The sequence below is a fragment of the Parageobacillus caldoxylosilyticus genome (genome assembly GCF_019272935.1).
Lineage (GTDB): Bacteria > Bacillota > Bacilli > Bacillales > Anoxybacillaceae > Saccharococcus > Saccharococcus caldoxylosilyticus.
Genome location: NZ_CP040553.1, coordinates 1,985,668 through 2,003,902 on the forward strand (window position 1 = coordinate 1,985,668; position 18,235 = coordinate 2,003,902).

An 18,235-nucleotide genomic window follows, 5' to 3' on the forward strand; every position below is an offset into this window, starting at 1 on the left:
GATGGCGGAAATCACGATGATTCAAGCGATTAATGAGGCGATGCGCCAAGAAATGGAGCGGGATGAGCGCGTGATCGTCTTAGGCGAAGACGTCGGCACCAACGGCGGCGTGTTTCGCGCCACCGATGGCTTGCTGGAACAGTTTGGCGATCAGCGCGTGTTTGATACGCCGCTTGCCGAATCGGGCATCATCGGCACATCGATTGGGCTCGCGGTCAACGGCTTCCGCCCAATTGCGGAAATTCAGTTCCTCGGCTTTGTCTATCAGGCGATGGATCAGCTGGCAGCTCAGGCGGCCCGCATTCGCTTCCGTTCAGCGGGGCGGTTTACGTGCCCGATCGTCGTGCGCAGTCCATATGGCGGCGGGGTGCGCACGCCCGAATTGCATTCCGACGCGCTGGAGGCGCTGTTTACGCATTCGCCGGGGCTGAAAGTCGTCATGCCATCGAACGCGTATGACGCGAAAGGGTTGCTGATTGCTGCGATTCGTGATGAAGATCCGGTTTTGTTTTTAGAGCCGATGAAATTGTACCGCGCCTTCCGCATGGAAGTGCCGGAGGAGCCGTATGAAATTCCGCTCGGCAAAGCGCGCATCGTCAAAGAAGGGGAAGATGTGACGATCATTTCATGGGGGGCGACCGTTCCGCTTGTCGCGAAACTCGCCGCAGACATGAAAGCGCAAGGCGTGGATGCGGAAGTGATCGATCTGCGCTGCCTGCAGCCGCTTGATATCGATACGATTATGCAATCGGTCGAAAAGACAGGCAGGGTGATGATTGTCCATGAAGCGGTGAAAACGAACGGATTCGGCGCGGAAATTGCCGCGCTCATCAGTGAGCGCGCCTTGTTCTCGCTGTCGGCGCCGATCGTGCGCGTCACTGGCTATGATACACCATATCCGGTGCCATCGGTCGAAGATGATTGGCTGCCAAACGCCGCCCGCATCGTCGAAGGAGTACAAACGCTCATGCGCTACTAATGAAAAAAGGAGGTATAAGCAGTTTGTTAAATATCTACATGGGAGAACCAGTCGGAGTGAATGCAAAAGGCAAGCCGATTATCGAATATCGACCATATACCGTCGAAATCAAACGCAAAAACGGGGAATATTACATTCATCTCATCTATGAGGAAGAGGTATATGGCAGAGAACTTACTTACGATGAACCGATTCAAGCGGAACGAATCGCAGGGATGGATATCAATATTGACCGCATCGCCGTAAGCATCGTTTCAAAACAAGGAAACTTTCTTCAATCAAAGGTGTTTTACTGTCATGAACTCGAATATGTGAAAGCGAATAAGCGAAACAACATCGTTGGCGAAACCGTACGAGATGTGTATGACTGGCTGCTTCAAGAGAATGTTGGGGCAGTGGTCATTGAAAACATTCAACTAAGACAGCAGCACGATACGGACAAACGATTCAATCGTTTGACACACCATTTCAAAAAGAGAAAACTGACTGACACCATCATTCGCTGGGGGATGCGGCTTGGGTTTCGCATTAAAAAAGTGAATCCGGCGTATACCAGTGTCATCGGACGTTTCAAGTATATGAAAAAGTATGGGTTATCCGTTCATGAAAGTGCCGCTTTGGTCATTGGCAGGCGGGGATTAGGGTATCAGGAACGGTTGCCAAAAGAACTCATGGACACCATAAAAACGAAAGTGAAACGCCATTTGATTGCGGTGTTAGGGTCGATGGAAGAATCCTACAAGCGATCGAGAAGCGGAACAAAACAACGACAATATCTAGGTATGATGTTAAAAAAGATAGAGAACTTCAAAAAGGAACATGAATGGTCATTATGGAACATATTGCACAAATGTTGCTGGCTGAACCAGTATCAAATTCAACTAAAGGAGGTGTAGACCTGGTTACTAAAATCGTTGTTGTGTACTGACCGATGGAAGGAATGGTGCACGACAGATGCCGTCGCTAACAGCGAACCACGGGGTGTCTTTCACAGCAGGTGAATGACAAGGGGATTCCCTTCCTGATGGAACTCGGTGAGAATCCGAGCGGCAAGCGATGTTTCCTGGTTCCATCGCGAGGAGTCGATTTTTATAGATTTTAGTAACCAGGATCGCAATGGGACTGTATGAAGATTTGCTGGAACGGATTGGCGACCGCGAACGGGTGACTATAAACGAGACAATTCTTGAGCAGCACAGCAAAGGCATCGCCTATCATGCACCGCGAAAGCCGGATGTCGTCGTGTTTCCGAAAACGGCGGCGGAAGTAAGCGCGGTATTGTCCTACGCCAATGAGCGGCGCATTCCGGTGACGCCGTTTGGCGCCGGAAGCAGCCTTGAAGGGCATGTGATTCCGGTTGAAGGCGGCATTACCCTTGATTTTACCATGATGAACGAAATTATCGAGATTCGCCCGGATGACTTTCTTGCCATTGTCGAGCCAGGAGTCACACGGATGCAGCTGAATCAGGCGCTGAAACAATACGGCTTGTTTTTCCCGGTCGACCCGGGCGCCGACGCGACGATTGGCGGAATGGCAGCGACGAATGCGAGCGGCACGAATAGCGTCAAATACGGAGTCATGCGCGACCAAGTGCTTGGCTTGGAAGTCGTATTAGCCGACGGAACGACCATCCATACCGGCGGGATGGCGGTGAAATCGTCAGCGGGCTATGATTTAACAGGTCTGTTTGTCGGCTCGGAAGGAACGTTAGGAGCGTTTACGCGCATCATTGTCCGTCTGCAAGGCATCCCGGAAGCGACGAACGCGATAAAAGTCAGTTTCCCGACGCTGGCGGAAGCAGCGCAGGCGGCAGCGTCGATTTTAAAGGCGGGGGTTTCGCCAGGGAAAATAGAGCTGGTCGACGAACAAACGATCGACGCCGTCAACCGATATAAAAAGACGGATTACCCAGTGAAGCCGACATTATTTATCGAACTAAGCGGCAGCGCCGCCAGCATCCAAGACGGCACCGCGCTGGTCAAAGAATTGTGCGAGTCGGAAAAAGCGGTAGCGTTTGAGGTCGAAGACGATTCCGTCGCCAGGGCCAAACTATGGGAGGCGCGCCACCATGCGGCGTTTGCCATTCAAGCGGCCTACCCAGGGAAAGCGATGCTATCCACCGACGTATGTGTGCCGATTTCCAAACTGCCGGCGGCGATTGCCGAAACGCGCAAGCTTGTCGATGAATACGGCATGACGGCCGCGATTTTCGGCCATGTCGGCGATGGCAATTATCATACCGTCTTAGCGTTTGACCCGAACGATGCGGAAGAAATGAAACGGATCGAAGAAGTAAATGCCCGCATCGTCCGCTACGCCTTATCGCATGGCGGCACGTGCACGGGCGAGCACGGCATCGGCATCGGCAAGCGGCGGTTTCTATACGAAGAACATCGCGATTCCGTTCCGTTGATGAAAGGGATTAAGCAGCTGTTTGACCCGAACGGTATTATGAATCCAGGAAAAATTTTCTTATAATGATGTTCCCCCACTGATTCCTACTCAGTGGGGAATTTTTTTGAATCTATCAGAGTAACATATTGTTACGCGTATGAAACAAATTTTTTTCGTTTTGTGCGAATTACGGAATTTTGGCAACATATTTACTTTTTGTGGGGAAACCCGTTTATTTAGTAAGCAGGGAAATAATGAAAAAAAATAATGAAGAAAAGGAGGAAAAAGAGATGGAACATAAGCAATTGCGCCCATTCCCCGACGGCTTTTTATGGGGCTCCGCCTCGGCTGCATATCAAGTCGAAGGCGCATGGAATGAAGACGGAAAAGGACCGTCGGTTTGGGATGTCTTTGCCAAACAGCCAGGCAGAACGTTTAAAGGAACGAACGGCGATGTCGCGGTCGATCATTATCACCGCTATAAAGAAGATGTGGCATTAATGGCGGAAATGGGGCTAAAAGCGTACCGCTTCTCTGTCGCGTGGAGCCGCGTATTCCCAAACGGGAAAGGGGAAGTGAATGAAAAAGGGCTGCAGTTTTACGACAATCTGATCAATGAACTGTTAACGCATCATATTGAACCGATTATCACACTGTATCATTGGGACGTTCCGCAGGCGCTGATGGACGAATATGGCGCATGGGAGTCGCGGCAGATCATCGATGATTTTCATGATTATGCGGTGACGCTGTTTCAGCGGTTTGGCGATCGCGTCAAATATTGGGTGACGCTCAATGAACAAAATATTTTCATTACGTTCGGCTATCGGTTAGGGCTGCATCCGCCAGGAGTCAAAGACGTCAAACGCATGTATGAGGCGAACCATATTGCCAATTTGGCGAACGCGAAAGTGATTCAAGCGTTCCGCCATTATGTGCCGGACGGCAAAATCGGCCCGAGCTTCGCCTACTCGCCGATGTATCCATATGATTGCCGGCCGGAAAATGTGCTGGCGTGGGAAAATGCCGAAGAATTTCAAAACCATTGGTGGATGGACATATACACCTGGGGCACGTATCCGCAAGCCGCTTGGAACTATCTCGAACAGCAAGGATGGGCTCCGACGATACAACCCGGCGATATGGAATTATTGAAAGCAGGAAAACCGGATTTTATGGGCGTCAACTATTATCGATCACAAACGGTCCAATACAATCCGCTTGACGGCGTCGGCGAAGGGGTGATGAACACGACCGGGAAAAAAGGAACGTCGACGGAAAGCGGCATTCCTGGGCTATTTAAAATCGTTCGCAACCCGTATTTAGAAGCAACGAATTGGGATTGGGAAATTGACCCGGTCGGGCTTCACATCGGATTGCGCCGCATCGCCAACCGCTACGGGCTGCCTGTTTTCATTACCGAAAACGGCCTCGGCGAATTTGACAAGCTGGAAGATGGCGATATCGTCAACGATGATTACCGCATTGACTATCTTCGCCACCATATTCAAGAAATCCAGCGCGCGATCACCGACGGCGTCGATGTCATTGGCTATTGCACATGGTCGTTTACCGATCTTCTCAGCTGGCTGAACGGCTATCAAAAGCGGTACGGGTTTGTGTATGTCAACCGTGATGACGAATCGGAAAAAGATTTGCGCCGCATTAAAAAGAAAAGCTTTTACTGGTATAAACAGGTGATTGCTTCGAACGGCAAAGAGCTTTAAGCGTTTGCCGGCTGTTTTCTGCATTATGCAAGCGGCTCGTTCAGCATCCGGTACATCTCTTTTGCCAGGCTTTCCAGCAAGTAAATGACCGGGATTTGCGTCGTGACATTCGTTTGTTCGACAAATTCGGTATTGACGTAATACGTCAAGTTGTAATCCGACATTTTCGCCAGCGAACAATGTTTGCGGTTGGTGATGCTGATGATGGTGCTCCCTTTTTCTTTTAAGCGGTGGACCTGCGATAGCGTATAGGACGTTTCGCCCGATACGGATAAAGCGATGGCTACGCAGTTGTTGAAATAATGGCCGTAAATTGGGAAAAACGGATCTTTAATGTAAACGGAAAACTTTTTCAGCGCGGAAAAATAGCGGGAGCCGTATTCCGCCAAAATGCCGGAGCTGCCGGAACCGACGAAAATGACGTTGTCGGCGCGGGCGATCGCGGCGGCCGCTTCGCGAATCGTCTGCTGGTAATCGGTTTTTAAGGTCCGCTCAAAAAATTCGACGAGCGTATCTTGGGCGTTGGTGATAAAGGACCGCTCGTTTTGCTGCAAATATAGTTTCAGTTTCGTTTTAAACTCGGAAAAGCCGTCGCAGCCTACCTTTTTGCAAAAGCGCAGAATTGTCGGCGGCGAAACATGCACCGCATCCGCGAGCTCGCGAATGCGCATATATACTACTTCATTGGCGTGTTTCGTGACATAGTTGTAGATGATATAGTCCAGTTCAGAAAAACGGGCGATTTGTTCGGGCGTAAACATAATGACACCTCGGTTTGTTTGCTTTAAGCGGATTATTTTTATTCATTATAGCATGCCGAGCGGCCGCAGGCGCATTTAGCAAATCAAATCGTTCGAACGTGTCGCAGCCGAAGCGGCGGTAACCGGCGATTATTGAACAGCGCTTGTCGCGATGGCCATTAATCCGCTTGTTCCGTCGGATACGGCCGCCAAACAAATTTTCGATGAAATGCTGGAGGCCCATAAAGAGGATTTGCCGCAATTTTTCCAAAAACAAGCGGCAGCGTTAAATAACTAGCCTTTATTAGAAGCTGGCTCAAAAGCCATAAAATATGGCCTTTCGAGCCAGCTTTTTTGTCCTCTTTTCCGCTTTTGCTTGGAAAAAGAGGTTAGACCGATGGCGCAAAAAGCATGTACAATAACATTAGATCATCATGTCTTATCAAAAAGGGAGGTTGCCTATGCGGCAATGGTGGAAGTGGGTCATTTATGCCGGCAGCATCGCCGCGCTTGTTGCAAGCGCTTCCTTTACGATTTATTGCGCGTGGAAAGTGTATGCCTATCATCAGCCCGGTGAAGGGGCAACAGTGAGAACGGAAAATAATACGTATCATTTTGTCCTCGTTCCGGAGGAGCTGGATAACGATTATTGGCGGCTCGTAGAAAAAGGAGCGAAAGCGGCCGCAAAGGAATTGGGGGTAAACCTTGAATATGTCGGGCCGCGGCAGGCTAACATGGATGAGCATATTCATATTCTTGAAAAAGCGGCCGCTTCCAAAGTAGATGGAATTATGACACAAGGATTAACGGAAAAAGAGTTTACTCCGGTCATCAATCATATAGTGGAAAAAAATATTCCGGTGGTGACCATTGACACCGATGCCCCAACAAGCCAACGCACGGCGTATATAGGGACGGATAACTATTACGCCGGTTTTATCGCCGGACGGGCATTAGCCGAAGATATGCACGGAAAGGCGAATGTGGCGATCATTACCGGCAGCCTTACTGCCTCCCACCAACAGCTGCGCGTGCAAGGATTTAAAGATGCGGTGAAGAGAGAAAAGGGAATTCGCATCGTCGCCATCGAAGAATCGCATATTACGCGCGTGCAGGCAGCGGAAAAAGCGTACAACATTTTAAAAAAGCATCCGGAAGTCAATGCGTTTTATGGGACAAGCGCGCTCGATGCGATTGGCATCGCCAAGGTCGTCGAGCAGTTTCGCCGCGAAAAAGGAACATATATTATCGGATTTGATACACTGCCGGAGACGATTCACTATTTGCAAAAAGGAACGATTCATGCGACCGTGGTGCAGGAGCCGTACGAAATGGGGTATCGCGCGGTGAAAATGATGGTCGATATTAGGAAAGGAAACGATGTTCCATCGGTCACGAATACGGAAACGAAAGTGATTCGCAAGCAAGATTTGCCGCTGCGGCCATCCCGCAACTACGAGGTGAAACATGATTAAAATCCGCACGAAAGTATTGCTCTATTTTAGCATTTTCATTGTGCTGCTAAACGGCACGGTCTTCTTTTTCTACCAAAGCAGCGAAGATATTGTGACCGACTATGACTACAGCATGCGCCGGCTGCTTTTGTTTAATGAAATTTCGCAGCGGACAAACCGGCTGGTAGAACAGTTGAACGCTTATTTGACGGAAAAAGATGAGCGCTATTTTCGGGAGTATGAGCGCCAATACCGGTGGCTGCAGCAGCACCGCAGACAAGCAGGCGAGGCGCTTTCCAACCGGAATAATCGCCTTTTGGTGGAAAACTACCAACATATGATTGAAAGTTTGCTAGAGGAAGGAGTGCTGACGGTTTACCATTTTCAAGCAGGCAATATTAGCTTGTATTCTTCCCATCTTCATGAAGCAATGAAGATCGCTTCGTTTATTCAAGAGACGACCCTTTCCCTCATTGACGAGGAGTTAACAACCTATCAACATTTTTATAATGAAGTAGAAGCGCGGAATCGTTATTTTCGTTATATGGGAATCGGATTGTTTATGACGACGTTTTTGCTTGGCGTCCTTTTAGCTGTGTGGTTTTCCGGGGGGCTGACAAAGCCGGTTGCGCGCCTTTCCCGGGCCGCTCGGGAAATCGCCAGCGGAAAGCTGGATGGCCCCGATGTCATCAGCGCCACCAATGATGAATTGAAGCTGCTGACTGATACGTTTAACGATATGCGCCGCAACCTGAAGCGGCTGATCGAGGAAATGAAGCAAAAATCAGAGCTGGACCGGCTTGTCAAAGAGTTGGAGTTAAAAAGTTTGCAAAGCCAAATTAATCCGCACTTTTTATTTAACACGTTAAATGCCGTTGCGAAAATGGCGTATTTAGAAGAAGCGAATCAAACATCAAGGCTGATTGAAGCGATTGCCGCCATTTTGCGCTATAACTTGGGAGATTTGCAGCGAACGGTCACGTTGGCCGACGAGGTGCACATCGCGCACGAGTACTTTTTTATTCAACAGACGCGTTTTTTTGACCGCATTAAATTTTCCATGGATGTAGAGGAGTCATGTTTATCGCTGCCGATTCCGCCGCTGACGTTGCAGCCGCTCATTGAAAATGCGTTTATTCATGGAATTGAATCGTATGAAAAAGGAGCGGTGCTTTCGTTAAAAGTGGAAAAAAGGAAGGATCTTGTAGTCGTTGAAATAAGAGACAACGGAGTGGGGATGAGCGAAGAAGTGAAAGAAAAGCTAACCGCCTTTATCAAAGGGGAAGAAACGGATTCCATTTCTCATGGAAAAACGCACGGCCACTCGACTGGCATTGGGATGCGGAACGTCATTCGCCGGCTGCAGCTGTTTTACGGGATACAAGATGTCATCGAAATTGAATCAGCGGTTGGCAAAGGAACAACGATCCGCTTGCTTTTGCCAATGACAAAAGGGGGGAAAGACGCATGAGGATCGCCATTGTCGACGATGAGGCGCTGGAGCGGAAAGCGTTGCAAAAAATGATTCGCGACCACTTCCCAACGATGGAAGTGATCGCGGAAGCGGCCAACGGAAGAGAGGCGGTGAAGGTTGCTGATCAATATAAGCCGGATGTGATGTTGATGGATATTAAAATGCCCGGAATCGACGGGCTTGAGGCGATCGAATGGATTCGCCGAAAGCATCCGGATATCAAGTTTATTATCGTTTCCGCGTTTGATACGTTTGACTATGCGAAGCAAGCGATGCGGCATGGGGTAAAAGAATATTTATTAAAACCAAGCCGAAAAGAAGAAGTGATCGGCGCGCTGCGGCGGGTGTATGACGAATTAATGGAAGAGCGGCGGAAAGAGGAAGAAAATCGGGAATTACAAAAGCGGGTGCACCAATTGCAAAAGCTGGTCGAAAAAGAGTGGCTATCCGTGCTTATGTTAGAAGAAGTGTCTTCAGAAGAATGGAAACAGTGGGAGGCGCTGCTTCCGTTTTCGATCGACTCAGGAATGTTTATGGTGATTCAGTTTCCAAGCGGCGGAAAAAGGGAGGATTGGAAGCACTGGATCGAGCAGACGCTTGGCGAAAAAGCGGCGGTGCGTTATGTCATTGGCAAAATGATGGACGGGCAAATGCCGGTGTTGTTTTTTCATGATGCCGCGGATAAAGCATTTCCATGGAAGCCGATGATCCAGTCCCTCTCCCTCGAACTGATTCAGCAGTTCGAACAGCAGTATGGACAAACGCTTTATATTGGTCTTGGCTCCCCAGCGTCTCAACTAGCGGGATTACGCCATTCCTATTATGAAGCACTTGCCGCTGTGCAATATTATGCCTTGCAAAAAAAGGCAAAGAGCGGGTTCCTGCCGAAAAAAGCGGTATTCGCATCGGCAACCATCGATCAAACGGAAAGAGAAAAACGATTGTTGGATGCCGTGCGCCAAGGCGATTTGGAGCAGGCGCTTCCGCAATGCTTCTCGTATATCGAGGAGGCCGCCGCCCATCATCCGCTTTCGGTCGTGCAGCAGAAGCTGGAGGAAACGTTTATTTTGCTTGGCCGCATGTTGGCCGATTTCGGCATTGCGTATGAGCGGACCACCACTTTTCATTCATGCCGTTCCCTTGAAGAATTGAAAAAAACCGCTGCGGAGCAGCTGCAGCACATGACCCGCCATATCCAGGCGTGGCGCCACCAGCAGGCAAACGGAAAGCTTGGCAAGGCAAAAGAGTATATTGACGAACATTACCATCATCCGCTGACACTGGAAGAAGTGGCGGAATATGTCGGCATCAGTCCATACTACTTTAGCAAACTATTTAAAGACCGCTTCGGCAAGACGTTTATTGACTATGTGACCGATGTGCGCATCGCCCGCGCGAAAAAGGAAATGGCCAATCCAAATAAAAGCCTCAAAGAAATTTGTTTTCTCGTCGGCTATAATGACCCGAATTATTTTAGCCGCGTTTTTAAAAAGCATACGGGCATGTCCCCGAGCGAATATCGGAAAAAGCTCCATTTGGCCACGTGATCGTGGCCAGGAGCTTTTTTTTGCTGATGGACAAAAAAGTGAAGAAGATCGCAAAAAAGTACAGGGATTTATTCGCGGAAACGGCGCAAAAACATGCTACATTCATATTGAAAGGGTTTTCAATGATGAAATGAGGGGGAGGAGAGCGTGAAGAAAAAAGGATTATGGTTGTCTTTAGCGTTAGTGTTTGGTTTAACGTTATCTGGCTGTAATTCTGATTCCGCATCCAACAATAACAATAAAGAAGATCAAGGCGGAAGCAAAGGACATGAGAAGCTAGAAATATTCAGCTGGTGGACGGGCGCCGGCGAAGAAGATGGATTGAAAGCGCTGCTCAAGCTGTTCCAAGAAAAATATCCAGATATTCCAGTGGAAAACGCGGCGGTAGCCGGAGGAGCGGGAACGAACGCGAAAGCGGTACTAGCGAGCCGCATGCAAGGAAATGACCCTCCTGCGACATTCCAAGTGCACGGCGGTGCGGAGCTCAATGAAGGATGGGTCGCCGCTGGCAAAATGGAACCGCTCAATGATTTGTATGAAAAAGAAGGCTGGATGGATAAGTTTCCGAAATCATTGATCGACATGGTCAGCAAAGATGGAAAAATTTATTCCGTTCCTGTCAACATTCACCGCGGTAACGTACTTTGGTATAACAAAAAAATCTTTGCGGAAAACGGCCTCGAGCCGCCAAAAACGTTTGATGAGTTTTTCCAAGTTGCCGAAAAGCTGAAAGCAAAAGGCATTACGCCGCTTGCGTTGGGGGATAAGGAGCCGTGGACGGCAACGCATATTTTTGAAACCGTTTTATTGGGCACACTCGGTACGGAAGATTACAAAAAGCTTTGGACAGGAGAATTGTCGTTTGACGATCCGAAAGTGAAAGAAGCGGTCAACACGTTTAAGAAAATGTTAAATTACGTCAACGAAGACCACAGCTCCCGCAACTGGCAAGATGCCGCTCAATTGGTCGGCAAGGGCGAAGCGGCGATGAACATTATGGGAGATTGGGTCAAAGGCTATTTTGTCAATGATTTGAAATTAAAAGTGAATGAAGATTTCGGATATGTGCCGACGCCAAACACAGAAGGCAAATTCATGGTCATTACCGATACGTTTGGCTTGCCAAAAGGCGTGAAAAATCCGGATGATGTGAAGAAATTTTTAGCGGTGCTTGGTTCCGTGGAGGGACAAGATACGTTCAACCCTCTCAAAGGCTCGATTCCGGCTCGCATTGATGCGGATCTATCTAAATATGACGAATATGGAAAACAAACGATCCAAGATTTCAAAACGGCGGAGCTGGCGCCAAGCTTGGCGCACGGATCGGCGGCTCCGGAAGGATTTGTGACAAAAGTCAATCAAGCGGTCAATATTTTCGTGACGCAAAAAGATACGAAAACGTTTATCGATACACTTGTATCAGCTTCGGCAGAATTGAAGAAATAAAGAAGAAAAGGGGGACGGGAACCATTCTCTTCCCCTTTTCGTGTTACGACGGGAGGAATCAAATGTGGAAACGGTAAAGACAGTATCGGAACGAAGCGTGACGGTCGTACCGGCACCGCGGAAAAAACGGAAATGGACCGTGGACCATTGGCTTGCGGCTGCGTTTCTCACGCCGTCGGTTGTGCTTATTTTCATTTTCGTCTATGGCTTTATCGGCTGGACGGGATATGTCTCCCTCAGCAACTGGAATTCACTTGTACCCGATTTATCGTTTGCCGGGTTGAAAAACTATATTTATTTGTTTCATGATTTCCGCTTCCAGGCCGATTTGCGCAATACGCTGGTATTTACGATCCTGTTTATCGGCGTGGTGATTGTGCTTGGCCAATTGTTGGCGATTTTGCTGGATCAAAAACTGCGCGGAGAGTCGATTTTCCGCAATATTTTCTTTTTCCCGATGGCATTATCGTTTGTGGTGACGGGGGTTGTCTGGCAATGGTTATTAAACCCGTCAACCGGTGTCAACTTGTTTTTAAAAAAGTTTGGATTGGACTCGAAGTGGTACACGGATACAACGATTTTAGGAGGTTTCCACTTAGGGAACATTGAATTTGGCGTGCCGGTGGCGATCGTGGCGGTGGTGATTGCCGCCGTATGGCAAATGACAGGATTTGCTGTTGCCATGTATTTGGCCGGATTAAGGGCGATTCCGGAAGAAGTGCGCGAGGCGGCGCGGATGGACGGCGCGACGGAGCTGCAAATTTACCGCAAAATTATTATTCCATTGCTGCGGCCGATCACCGTCAGCGTCATCATCATTATGGCCCATATTTCGCTGAAGATTTTTGACCTGATTTACGCGATGACGGGCCCTGGGGCGAACTTTGTTACGGACGTGCCGGGGGTATATATGTTTGAGACGACGTTCCGCGGCAACTATTATGCGAACGGAGCGGCAATTGCAATGATCATGCTCCTTTCTGTCGCCATTTTTATCGTTCCATATTTGATTTCCAGCCGGAAGGGGGGATCGTGATGAGACAACGGGCATGGTCGAGGCTGTTGTTATACGTCATTTGTATCTTCATGAGCCTGTTTTTCTTAATGCCGGTCTATGTGATGCTGGTGACAAGCGTCAAGCCGCTTGATGAAGTGACGCTCGCCGATATGTGGAAGCTTCCAACTACCTTTGATTGGAGCAACTATCAAACCGCGTTTGCGAAATTGGCGCCGAACTTTTGGAATTCCGTTTATTTAGTGGTTCCGGCGACATTGTTGTCAGCGATGTTAGGGGCATTAAACGGCTATGTCTTGTCGAAATGGAAATTCAAAGGGGCGAACACGATTTTTACGCTCATTTTGTTCGGCATGTTTATCCCGTACCAAAGCATTTTGATTCCGCTGATTCAGTTTTTGCGCGAAATAGGCCTGTATAATACGATTCCGGGGCTCATTTTTGTGCATGTCGTGTACGGGATTCCGATTACGACGTTGATGTTCCGCAATTTTTACGCGGCGATCCCGGATGAAATGATTGAATCGGCGAAAATCGACGGAGCCGGGTTTTTACGGATTTTCCGCTACATTATGCTTCCGCTCTCGATTACCGGGTTTGTTGTCGTAGCGATTTGGCAGTTTACGAATATATGGAATGAATTTTTATTCGCCGTCACGATTACCACTTCTGCACAGCAGCCGATTATGGTCGCTTTGCAAAACTTATCGGGCAGCCAAATTGTGCAATGGAACGTGCAAATGGCGGGAGCGCTGCTTGCTGCTTTGCCGACCTTGCTTGTCTACATTTTTCTAGGCAAATACTTTGTTCGCGGTTTATTGGCTGGTTCGGTAAAAGGATAATCAGGCATGACGGCAAAGGCATGGGTAAAATGTCTGGGGGAGAATCCCTGTTTTAAGGGAGAGGAGTAGAGGAAAGAAGGTAGAAAAAACAATGACATGAAAAAGGGACTCTCTTCCTGTGCCATGATAAATGGGAAACAAAACATAAACAGGAGACAAGAGAGTCCCTATGATTCAACAAGATCCGAAAAATTTTGCTTTCTTCACTCAGAGGTTGCGAAATGTGAGATGGCCCCTCTATTCCTGGCTGCTTTAAGGCTTGAAGTGATATTGTTCTCTTTACGAAATAAATGTTTTAATACGATAAGCACTACCCGGATGATCTTCTGGTAATAATCTACTACCATGATTAAATAACTTTTCTCTTAACGTTCCTTGTTTGTATTCAGTCTTATATAAACCTCTTTTTTGGAGGATAGGAATAACCAATTCAATAAAATCCTCTAGGCTAGAAGGTGTAACCAGATGATTAAGATTAAATCCATCCACACCTGACGCTTCAAATCGATATTGAATGGCATCTGCTACTTCCTCTGGATTTCCCACAATGATAGACTCTCGATCTAATTGTTCAAGCTTTCTAAGTGCTTCACCTATCGAAAGTTTTTTAGAGGCATCTTTTGTAAGAGAAGCTGCTTTATAATGACCATGCTCTGTATTTTTAAATTCAAAAGGAGCATGGAAATCTTTTTGTTCATATTCTGCTAGATCATAGCCGCTTGCTCCGCTAAATTGAGCTTTTGAAGCATCTGGACTCCACAAATGATTTAATTCTGCAAATTTTTGTTCTGCTTCTTCTGTTGTCTTGCCAACAATAACCGTTAAAAAAGCAAAGACTTTTATATGATCTGGATTACGGCCATACTTTTCCGCACGTCTTTTTATGTCATTTGTATAGTATTTAATTCGTTCTGGTGTAGGTCCTCCAACAAAAACACACTCCGCATGCTTAGCTGCAAATTCCCTGCCTCTTTCTGAAGTACCTGCTTGATAGATTACTGGTGTACGTTGTGGAGATGGTTCACAAAGATGTGGGCCTTCGACGGAAAAAAACTTTCCTACATGATTTATTTCATGTACTTTTTCTGGATCAATTAATATACCACTCTGTTTATCTTCCATGAATGCATTGTCTTCCCAGCTGCCTTCCCAAAGTTTATATGTGACTTCCAGAAATTCGTCTGCTATATCGTAACGTTGATCGTGTTTGATCATCTCTTGAAGACCAAAATTCCTCGCGGCATTTGGTAAATAAGAAGTGACAACATTCCAGGCAATTCTCCCTTTCGTCAAATGGTCAAGAGTAGAAAAACGTCTTGCGGTACTAAAGGGATGTTCATAAGTAGTACTAACTGTTAAAGCAAAAGATAAATGTTTCGTAACACTCGCCATAATAGGAATAACAAATGCTGCATCATTAACCGGAAACTGAAGACCATCACGTATAGAAGGAGCTTTACTTTGACGATATGTATCATATACTCCTAGTACGTCCGCGAAAAAAACCGCATCAAACTTACCACGTTCAAGGAGTTTCGCCATCTTAATCCAGTAATCCATATCTTTATATCCTCTTTGTCTTTTGCTTTCAGGATGTTTCCATAATCCATGTGAATTATGCATCGCACTCGCCATTTCAAACGCATTTAAAATAATTTGTTTTGTCACACTCTCTTCCTCCTCTTATTTTAAAAAATGGTGTAGAATAAGAAACTGCTTTTATCATTCGTGAATGGCGCGTTGAATCTGTGATGCAGGCATTGTTTCTTGAGCAATCGTATCATCCGTCGCAATCAAGACCGGGTCATTCTTTTGCCTAGAGAATGGGGGAGTGTGGCGAATGATCCACTATTGAATGTGGTAAAGAAGCTTTGTTTCATCCTATTGAATATTTATTGAGAAATGCTTTCGTGTCGTTTGGTAATTAGAATGATCTCTCAAACGTGGACATCCGTCAGCGTTCCCTCAAATCCTTTCATCATCATGATCACCGATTCAAGTAATACCATGTAAGTCCAAAAACGGATAAGAAACAGATCGTTTTCTCAAGTACATGCTTTTATTTAAACCAATCAGGCCATACATAGCCTTTATATTCTTCGTCCTCTTTAATCAGCTTTTTAAATTCCTCTGATTTGTAAGCTGCCACGATATCTTTTACAAACTTAGCATTTTTATCTTTCTTTCGTACGGTAACACCATTTAAATAGTAAGAAGGTGTTTTTTCTAATGCGACTGCATCTTTCAATTTTAATCCAGATGATATAGCAAAATTTCCATTGATAAAAGCGTAATCGACATCTCCAAGAGCTCGTGGAAGCTGTGCTGGTTCTAAAGGTTTTAGAACAATTTTTTTATTATATTTTTGAATATCCTTTTCTGATACTTTTGTCGGATCTATTCCTTTTCTTAATTGGATCAATCCTAGTTTTTCCATCATAGCAAGAGCTCGTGCTTGATTTACCGGTTCATTAGGTAAAGCTATTGTCGTTCCATCTTTCATCTCGTCTAATGATTTATGCTTTTTGGAGTATACTCCAATAGGAGCAGTTGGGATTTTAATGACTTCGTAAAGTTTCATATGTTTAGTTTTTGCAAAATTTTTCATATAAATTTCATTTTGAAATACATTTGCGTCTATTGAACCTTGGTCTAAAGAGATATTGGGTTGAACATAATCGTTGAATTCAATTAATTCCACTTTATATCCTTTTTTCTCGAGATAAGGCTTTATTGCTTCCTTTATTTGATCGCTATACGGTCCAGATGTCGCTCCAAGTTTAATGGTCTTAGTTGATGAACTATTTGTTTTTTGAGTCAAGTTTGAGCATCCTGACAATATAAGAAATACTAACGCAATGAACAATAATGGTATTTGATATGCTTTCATTGATCTTCCCACCTTAGTCGTTTATGATATTTCAAACTCTCTTAACGTTTATTGACCAAGCGGGCAATGCGGTCGCCGACAAACTGAATGATTTGGACAAGACAAATTAAAATGACGATCGTTGTAATCATAACGGTATTGTCGTAGCGGTAATATCCGAAGCGAATGGCAAGGTCGCCGATGCCGCCGCCACCGACAATGCCAGCCATGGCCGAATATCCAACTAAACTAATCGTTGTAATGGTAATTCCATGCACAATGCCAGGGCGTGCCTCAGGCAGCAGCACATCTTTGATAATCATCCACGGTGTCGCCCCGACGGCAACCGCCGCTTCGATGACCCCTTTTTCGATTTCTCGCAACGATGTTTCTACAATTCTTGCAAAAAACGGAACGGCAGCGACCGATAAGGATACAGAGGCGGCGGTAGGCCCAATCGTTGTTCCGGTAATCAGTTTCGTAAGCGGCAACAGCCCGACGAGCAAGATGATAAATGGTATCGAGCGTATCATATTGACGATAAAGCCGAGGATGGATTTGACCACTGTGTTCTCCAAAAACAGACCGCGGTCGGTGACGAATAGAAGAACCCCTAATGGAAGGCCGACAAGAACCGCGACAAAAAGGGCGATCGTCACCATATAAATCGTCTCTAAAAAGGCTTTGTTCAGTTCGGGAATTAAGCTGATCAGCGCATCAAGCAGCATGTGCAATCACTTCCAATGCGTTCGTTCTTTGCGAAATGTAGTTAATAGCCCGCTCGATTTCTTCCGGTTCGCCGGTCAACTCCATGACAAAAATTCCAAGCGGTATTTCTTGAATATACTCAATTTTTCCATGTAGAATATTTCCCTTTACTTTAAAGGTTTGCAACATATCAGAAACAATCGCTTCCTCGGCGGTCTCTCCTTTGAAGTGAATTTTAACCATCGTTCCTGTCCGCTTCTGCAGCAGATGATCAGGGAGTTCAAACTGCAATACACTGTTGATAAAGGATTTCGTTAATTCTTCTTTCGGATTTGTAAAAATGTCATATACGGTTCCTAATTCGATGATTTTCCCGTTTTGCATGACGGCGACGCGGTCGCATATATCCTTGACCACTTCCATTTCATGCGTAATCAGCACAATCGTAATGCCAAGTTCACGGTTGATTTTTTTCAACAGTGCCAAAATCGATTTCGTTGTACTTGGGTCGAGTGCCGATGTTGCTTCGTCACATAAAAGGATAGTCGGGTCGTTGGCAAGCGCCCGCGCGATGCCAACCCGCTGCTTTTGACCGCCGCTTAGTTGGGAGGGGTACGCGTCCCGCTTATCGGAAAGCCCGACCATTTCCAGAAGTTCATTTACTCGCTTTTTGATTTCGTCTTTTGGCTTTTTTGCCGCTTTTAGGGCAAAGGCGATGTTTTCAAAGACTGTTTTGGAACTGACGAGATAAAAGTGCTGAAAAATCATGCCGATTTTTAAGCGGGCCTGCCGCAGCTGTTTGTTGTTCAACGTTGTTAAATCGACACCATCAATGATGACTTGGCCAGATGTCGGGCGTTCCAAAAGATTTAAGCAGCGCAACAACGTGCTTTTGCCGGCACCGCTATAGCCAATGATGCCAAAAATTTCCCCGTCTTGAATGGTTAAGGATACGTTGTCGACGCCGACAACTTGCTTTTTTTTCGTGGAATAGATTTTTGTTACATTTTTTATTTCAATCATCACTTCTTCCCTCC

The 18,235-nt window shown here is 46.5% G+C and carries 15 protein-coding genes and 1 pseudogene; 11 read left to right on the forward strand and 5 right to left on the reverse strand.

What is annotated here, in order from left to right; genetic code table 11:
• The first annotated feature begins 1 nt into the window (after position 1).
• The 4 genes from BV455_RS10095 to BV455_RS10110 all read left to right on the forward strand — a co-directional run bounded on the left by BV455_RS10095 (position 2) and on the right by BV455_RS10110 (position 5,103).
• A complete protein-coding gene (locus BV455_RS10095) occupies positions 2 to 979 on the forward strand; it encodes an alpha-ketoacid dehydrogenase subunit beta (RefSeq protein ID WP_017436804.1) in 978 nt (325 codons plus the stop codon).
• Between the two features lie 23 nt (positions 980 to 1,002).
• The gene (locus BV455_RS10100) at positions 1,003 to 1,875 is read left to right on the forward strand and encodes an IS200/IS605 family accessory protein TnpB-related protein (RefSeq protein ID WP_245005271.1); all 873 of its coding nucleotides are present in this window, start codon (positions 1,003 to 1,005) and stop codon (positions 1,873 to 1,875) included.
• A gap of 220 nt (positions 1,876 to 2,095) precedes the next feature.
• The gene (locus tag BV455_RS10105) at positions 2,096 to 3,460 is read left to right on the forward strand and encodes an FAD-binding oxidoreductase (protein ID WP_218687140.1); all 1,365 of its coding nucleotides are present in this window, start codon (positions 2,096 to 2,098) and stop codon (positions 3,458 to 3,460) included.
• A 206-nt stretch (positions 3,461 to 3,666) separates the two neighbouring features.
• Positions 3,667 to 5,103 carry a glycoside hydrolase family 1 protein gene (locus BV455_RS10110; protein ID WP_218688034.1) on the forward strand — a complete coding sequence of 479 codons (1,437 nt, stop codon included), beginning with the start codon at positions 3,667 to 3,669 and terminating at the stop codon, positions 5,101 to 5,103.
• Between the two features lie 23 nt (positions 5,104 to 5,126).
• On the opposite strand, the gene BV455_RS10115 is transcribed toward BV455_RS10110, so the two are convergent.
• A complete protein-coding gene (locus tag BV455_RS10115) occupies positions 5,127 to 5,864 on the reverse strand; it encodes a MurR/RpiR family transcriptional regulator (protein WP_218687141.1) in 738 nt (245 codons plus the stop codon).
• 79 nt (positions 5,865 to 5,943) lie between these two features.
• Between BV455_RS10115 and BV455_RS10120 the strand changes: the two are divergent.
• From BV455_RS10120 to BV455_RS10150, 7 genes and pseudogenes are all read left to right on the forward strand, one after another.
• A pseudogene (locus BV455_RS10120) lies at positions 5,944 to 6,141 on the forward strand (6-phospho-beta-glucosidase); the annotation flags it as partial.
• Between the two features lie 163 nt (positions 6,142 to 6,304).
• Entirely contained in the window at positions 6,305 to 7,318 is a 1,014-nt protein-coding gene (locus tag BV455_RS10125) for a sugar-binding protein (protein ID WP_218687142.1), read from the forward strand.
• The gene (locus BV455_RS10130; protein ID WP_218687143.1) at positions 7,311 to 8,768 is read left to right on the forward strand and encodes a sensor histidine kinase; all 1,458 of its coding nucleotides are present in this window, start codon (positions 7,311 to 7,313) and stop codon (positions 8,766 to 8,768) included. Before BV455_RS10125 ends, BV455_RS10130 begins: the two co-directional genes overlap by 8 nt.
• Complete coding sequence (locus tag BV455_RS10135; protein WP_218687144.1) at positions 8,765 to 10,318, forward strand: response regulator transcription factor; 1,554 nt, start codon at positions 8,765 to 8,767, stop codon at positions 10,316 to 10,318. Before BV455_RS10130 ends, BV455_RS10135 begins: the two co-directional genes overlap by 4 nt.
• A gap of 147 nt (positions 10,319 to 10,465) precedes the next feature.
• Positions 10,466 to 11,764, forward strand: coding sequence for an ABC transporter substrate-binding protein (locus tag BV455_RS10140; RefSeq protein ID WP_017436469.1), 1,299 nt, complete (start codon positions 10,466 to 10,468; stop codon positions 11,762 to 11,764).
• A 97-nt stretch (positions 11,765 to 11,861) separates the two neighbouring features.
• Positions 11,862 to 12,800 (forward strand): carbohydrate ABC transporter permease, encoded by a 939-nt coding sequence (locus tag BV455_RS10145; protein ID WP_026078576.1) that lies wholly within the window; start codon positions 11,862 to 11,864, stop codon positions 12,798 to 12,800.
• Positions 12,800 to 13,621, forward strand: coding sequence for a carbohydrate ABC transporter permease (locus BV455_RS10150; RefSeq protein ID WP_218687145.1), 822 nt, complete (start codon positions 12,800 to 12,802; stop codon positions 13,619 to 13,621). Before BV455_RS10145 ends, BV455_RS10150 begins: the two co-directional genes overlap by 1 nt.
• A 279-nt stretch (positions 13,622 to 13,900) precedes the next feature.
• Here BV455_RS10150 and BV455_RS10155 read toward each other — a convergent pair whose 3' ends face one another.
• The 4 genes from BV455_RS10155 to BV455_RS10170 form a co-directional block, all read right to left on the reverse strand.
• Positions 13,901 to 15,289: an LLM class flavin-dependent oxidoreductase gene (locus BV455_RS10155; RefSeq protein ID WP_218687146.1), complete on the reverse strand. Its 1,389-nt coding sequence runs from the start codon at positions 15,287 to 15,289 to the stop codon at positions 13,901 to 13,903.
• A 391-nt stretch (positions 15,290 to 15,680) separates the two neighbouring features.
• A complete protein-coding gene (locus BV455_RS10160) occupies positions 15,681 to 16,511 on the reverse strand; it encodes a MetQ/NlpA family ABC transporter substrate-binding protein (RefSeq protein WP_218687147.1) in 831 nt (276 codons plus the stop codon).
• Positions 16,512 to 16,552: 41 nt separating this feature from the next.
• Positions 16,553 to 17,218, reverse strand: coding sequence for a methionine ABC transporter permease (locus tag BV455_RS10165; protein ID WP_218687148.1), 666 nt, complete (start codon positions 17,216 to 17,218; stop codon positions 16,553 to 16,555).
• Positions 17,208 to 18,221, reverse strand: a complete 1,014-nt coding sequence (locus BV455_RS10170) for a methionine ABC transporter ATP-binding protein (protein ID WP_218687149.1) — start codon at positions 18,219 to 18,221, stop codon at positions 17,208 to 17,210. The genes BV455_RS10165 and BV455_RS10170 overlap by 11 nt, the downstream gene beginning before the upstream one ends.
• Positions 18,222 to 18,235 lie beyond the last annotated feature (14 nt).

Coding starts and splice junctions, on each gene's coding strand:
- BV455_RS10160 (WP_218687147.1), bottom strand. CDS start 16,511: ATGAAAGCATATCAAATACCATTATTGTTCATTGCGTTAGTATTTCTT.
- BV455_RS10110 (WP_218688034.1), top strand. CDS start 3,667: ATGGAACATAAGCAATTGCGCCCATTCCCCGACGGCTTTTTATGGGGC.
- BV455_RS10170 (WP_218687149.1), bottom strand. CDS start 18,221: ATGATTGAAATAAAAAATGTAACAAAAATCTATTCCACGAAAAAAAAG.
- BV455_RS10130 (WP_218687143.1), top strand. CDS start 7,311: ATGATTAAAATCCGCACGAAAGTATTGCTCTATTTTAGCATTTTCATT.
- BV455_RS10165 (WP_218687148.1), bottom strand. CDS start 17,218: ATGCTGCTTGATGCGCTGATCAGCTTAATTCCCGAACTGAACAAAGCC.
- BV455_RS10125 (WP_218687142.1), top strand. CDS start 6,305: ATGCGGCAATGGTGGAAGTGGGTCATTTATGCCGGCAGCATCGCCGCG.
- BV455_RS10105 (WP_218687140.1), top strand. CDS start 2,096: ATGGGACTGTATGAAGATTTGCTGGAACGGATTGGCGACCGCGAACGG.
- BV455_RS10095 (WP_017436804.1), top strand. CDS start 2: ATGGCGGAAATCACGATGATTCAAGCGATTAATGAGGCGATGCGCCAA.
- BV455_RS10115 (WP_218687141.1), bottom strand. CDS start 5,864: ATGTTTACGCCCGAACAAATCGCCCGTTTTTCTGAACTGGACTATATC.
- BV455_RS10150 (WP_218687145.1), top strand. CDS start 12,800: ATGAGACAACGGGCATGGTCGAGGCTGTTGTTATACGTCATTTGTATC.
- BV455_RS10135 (WP_218687144.1), top strand. CDS start 8,765: ATGAGGATCGCCATTGTCGACGATGAGGCGCTGGAGCGGAAAGCGTTG.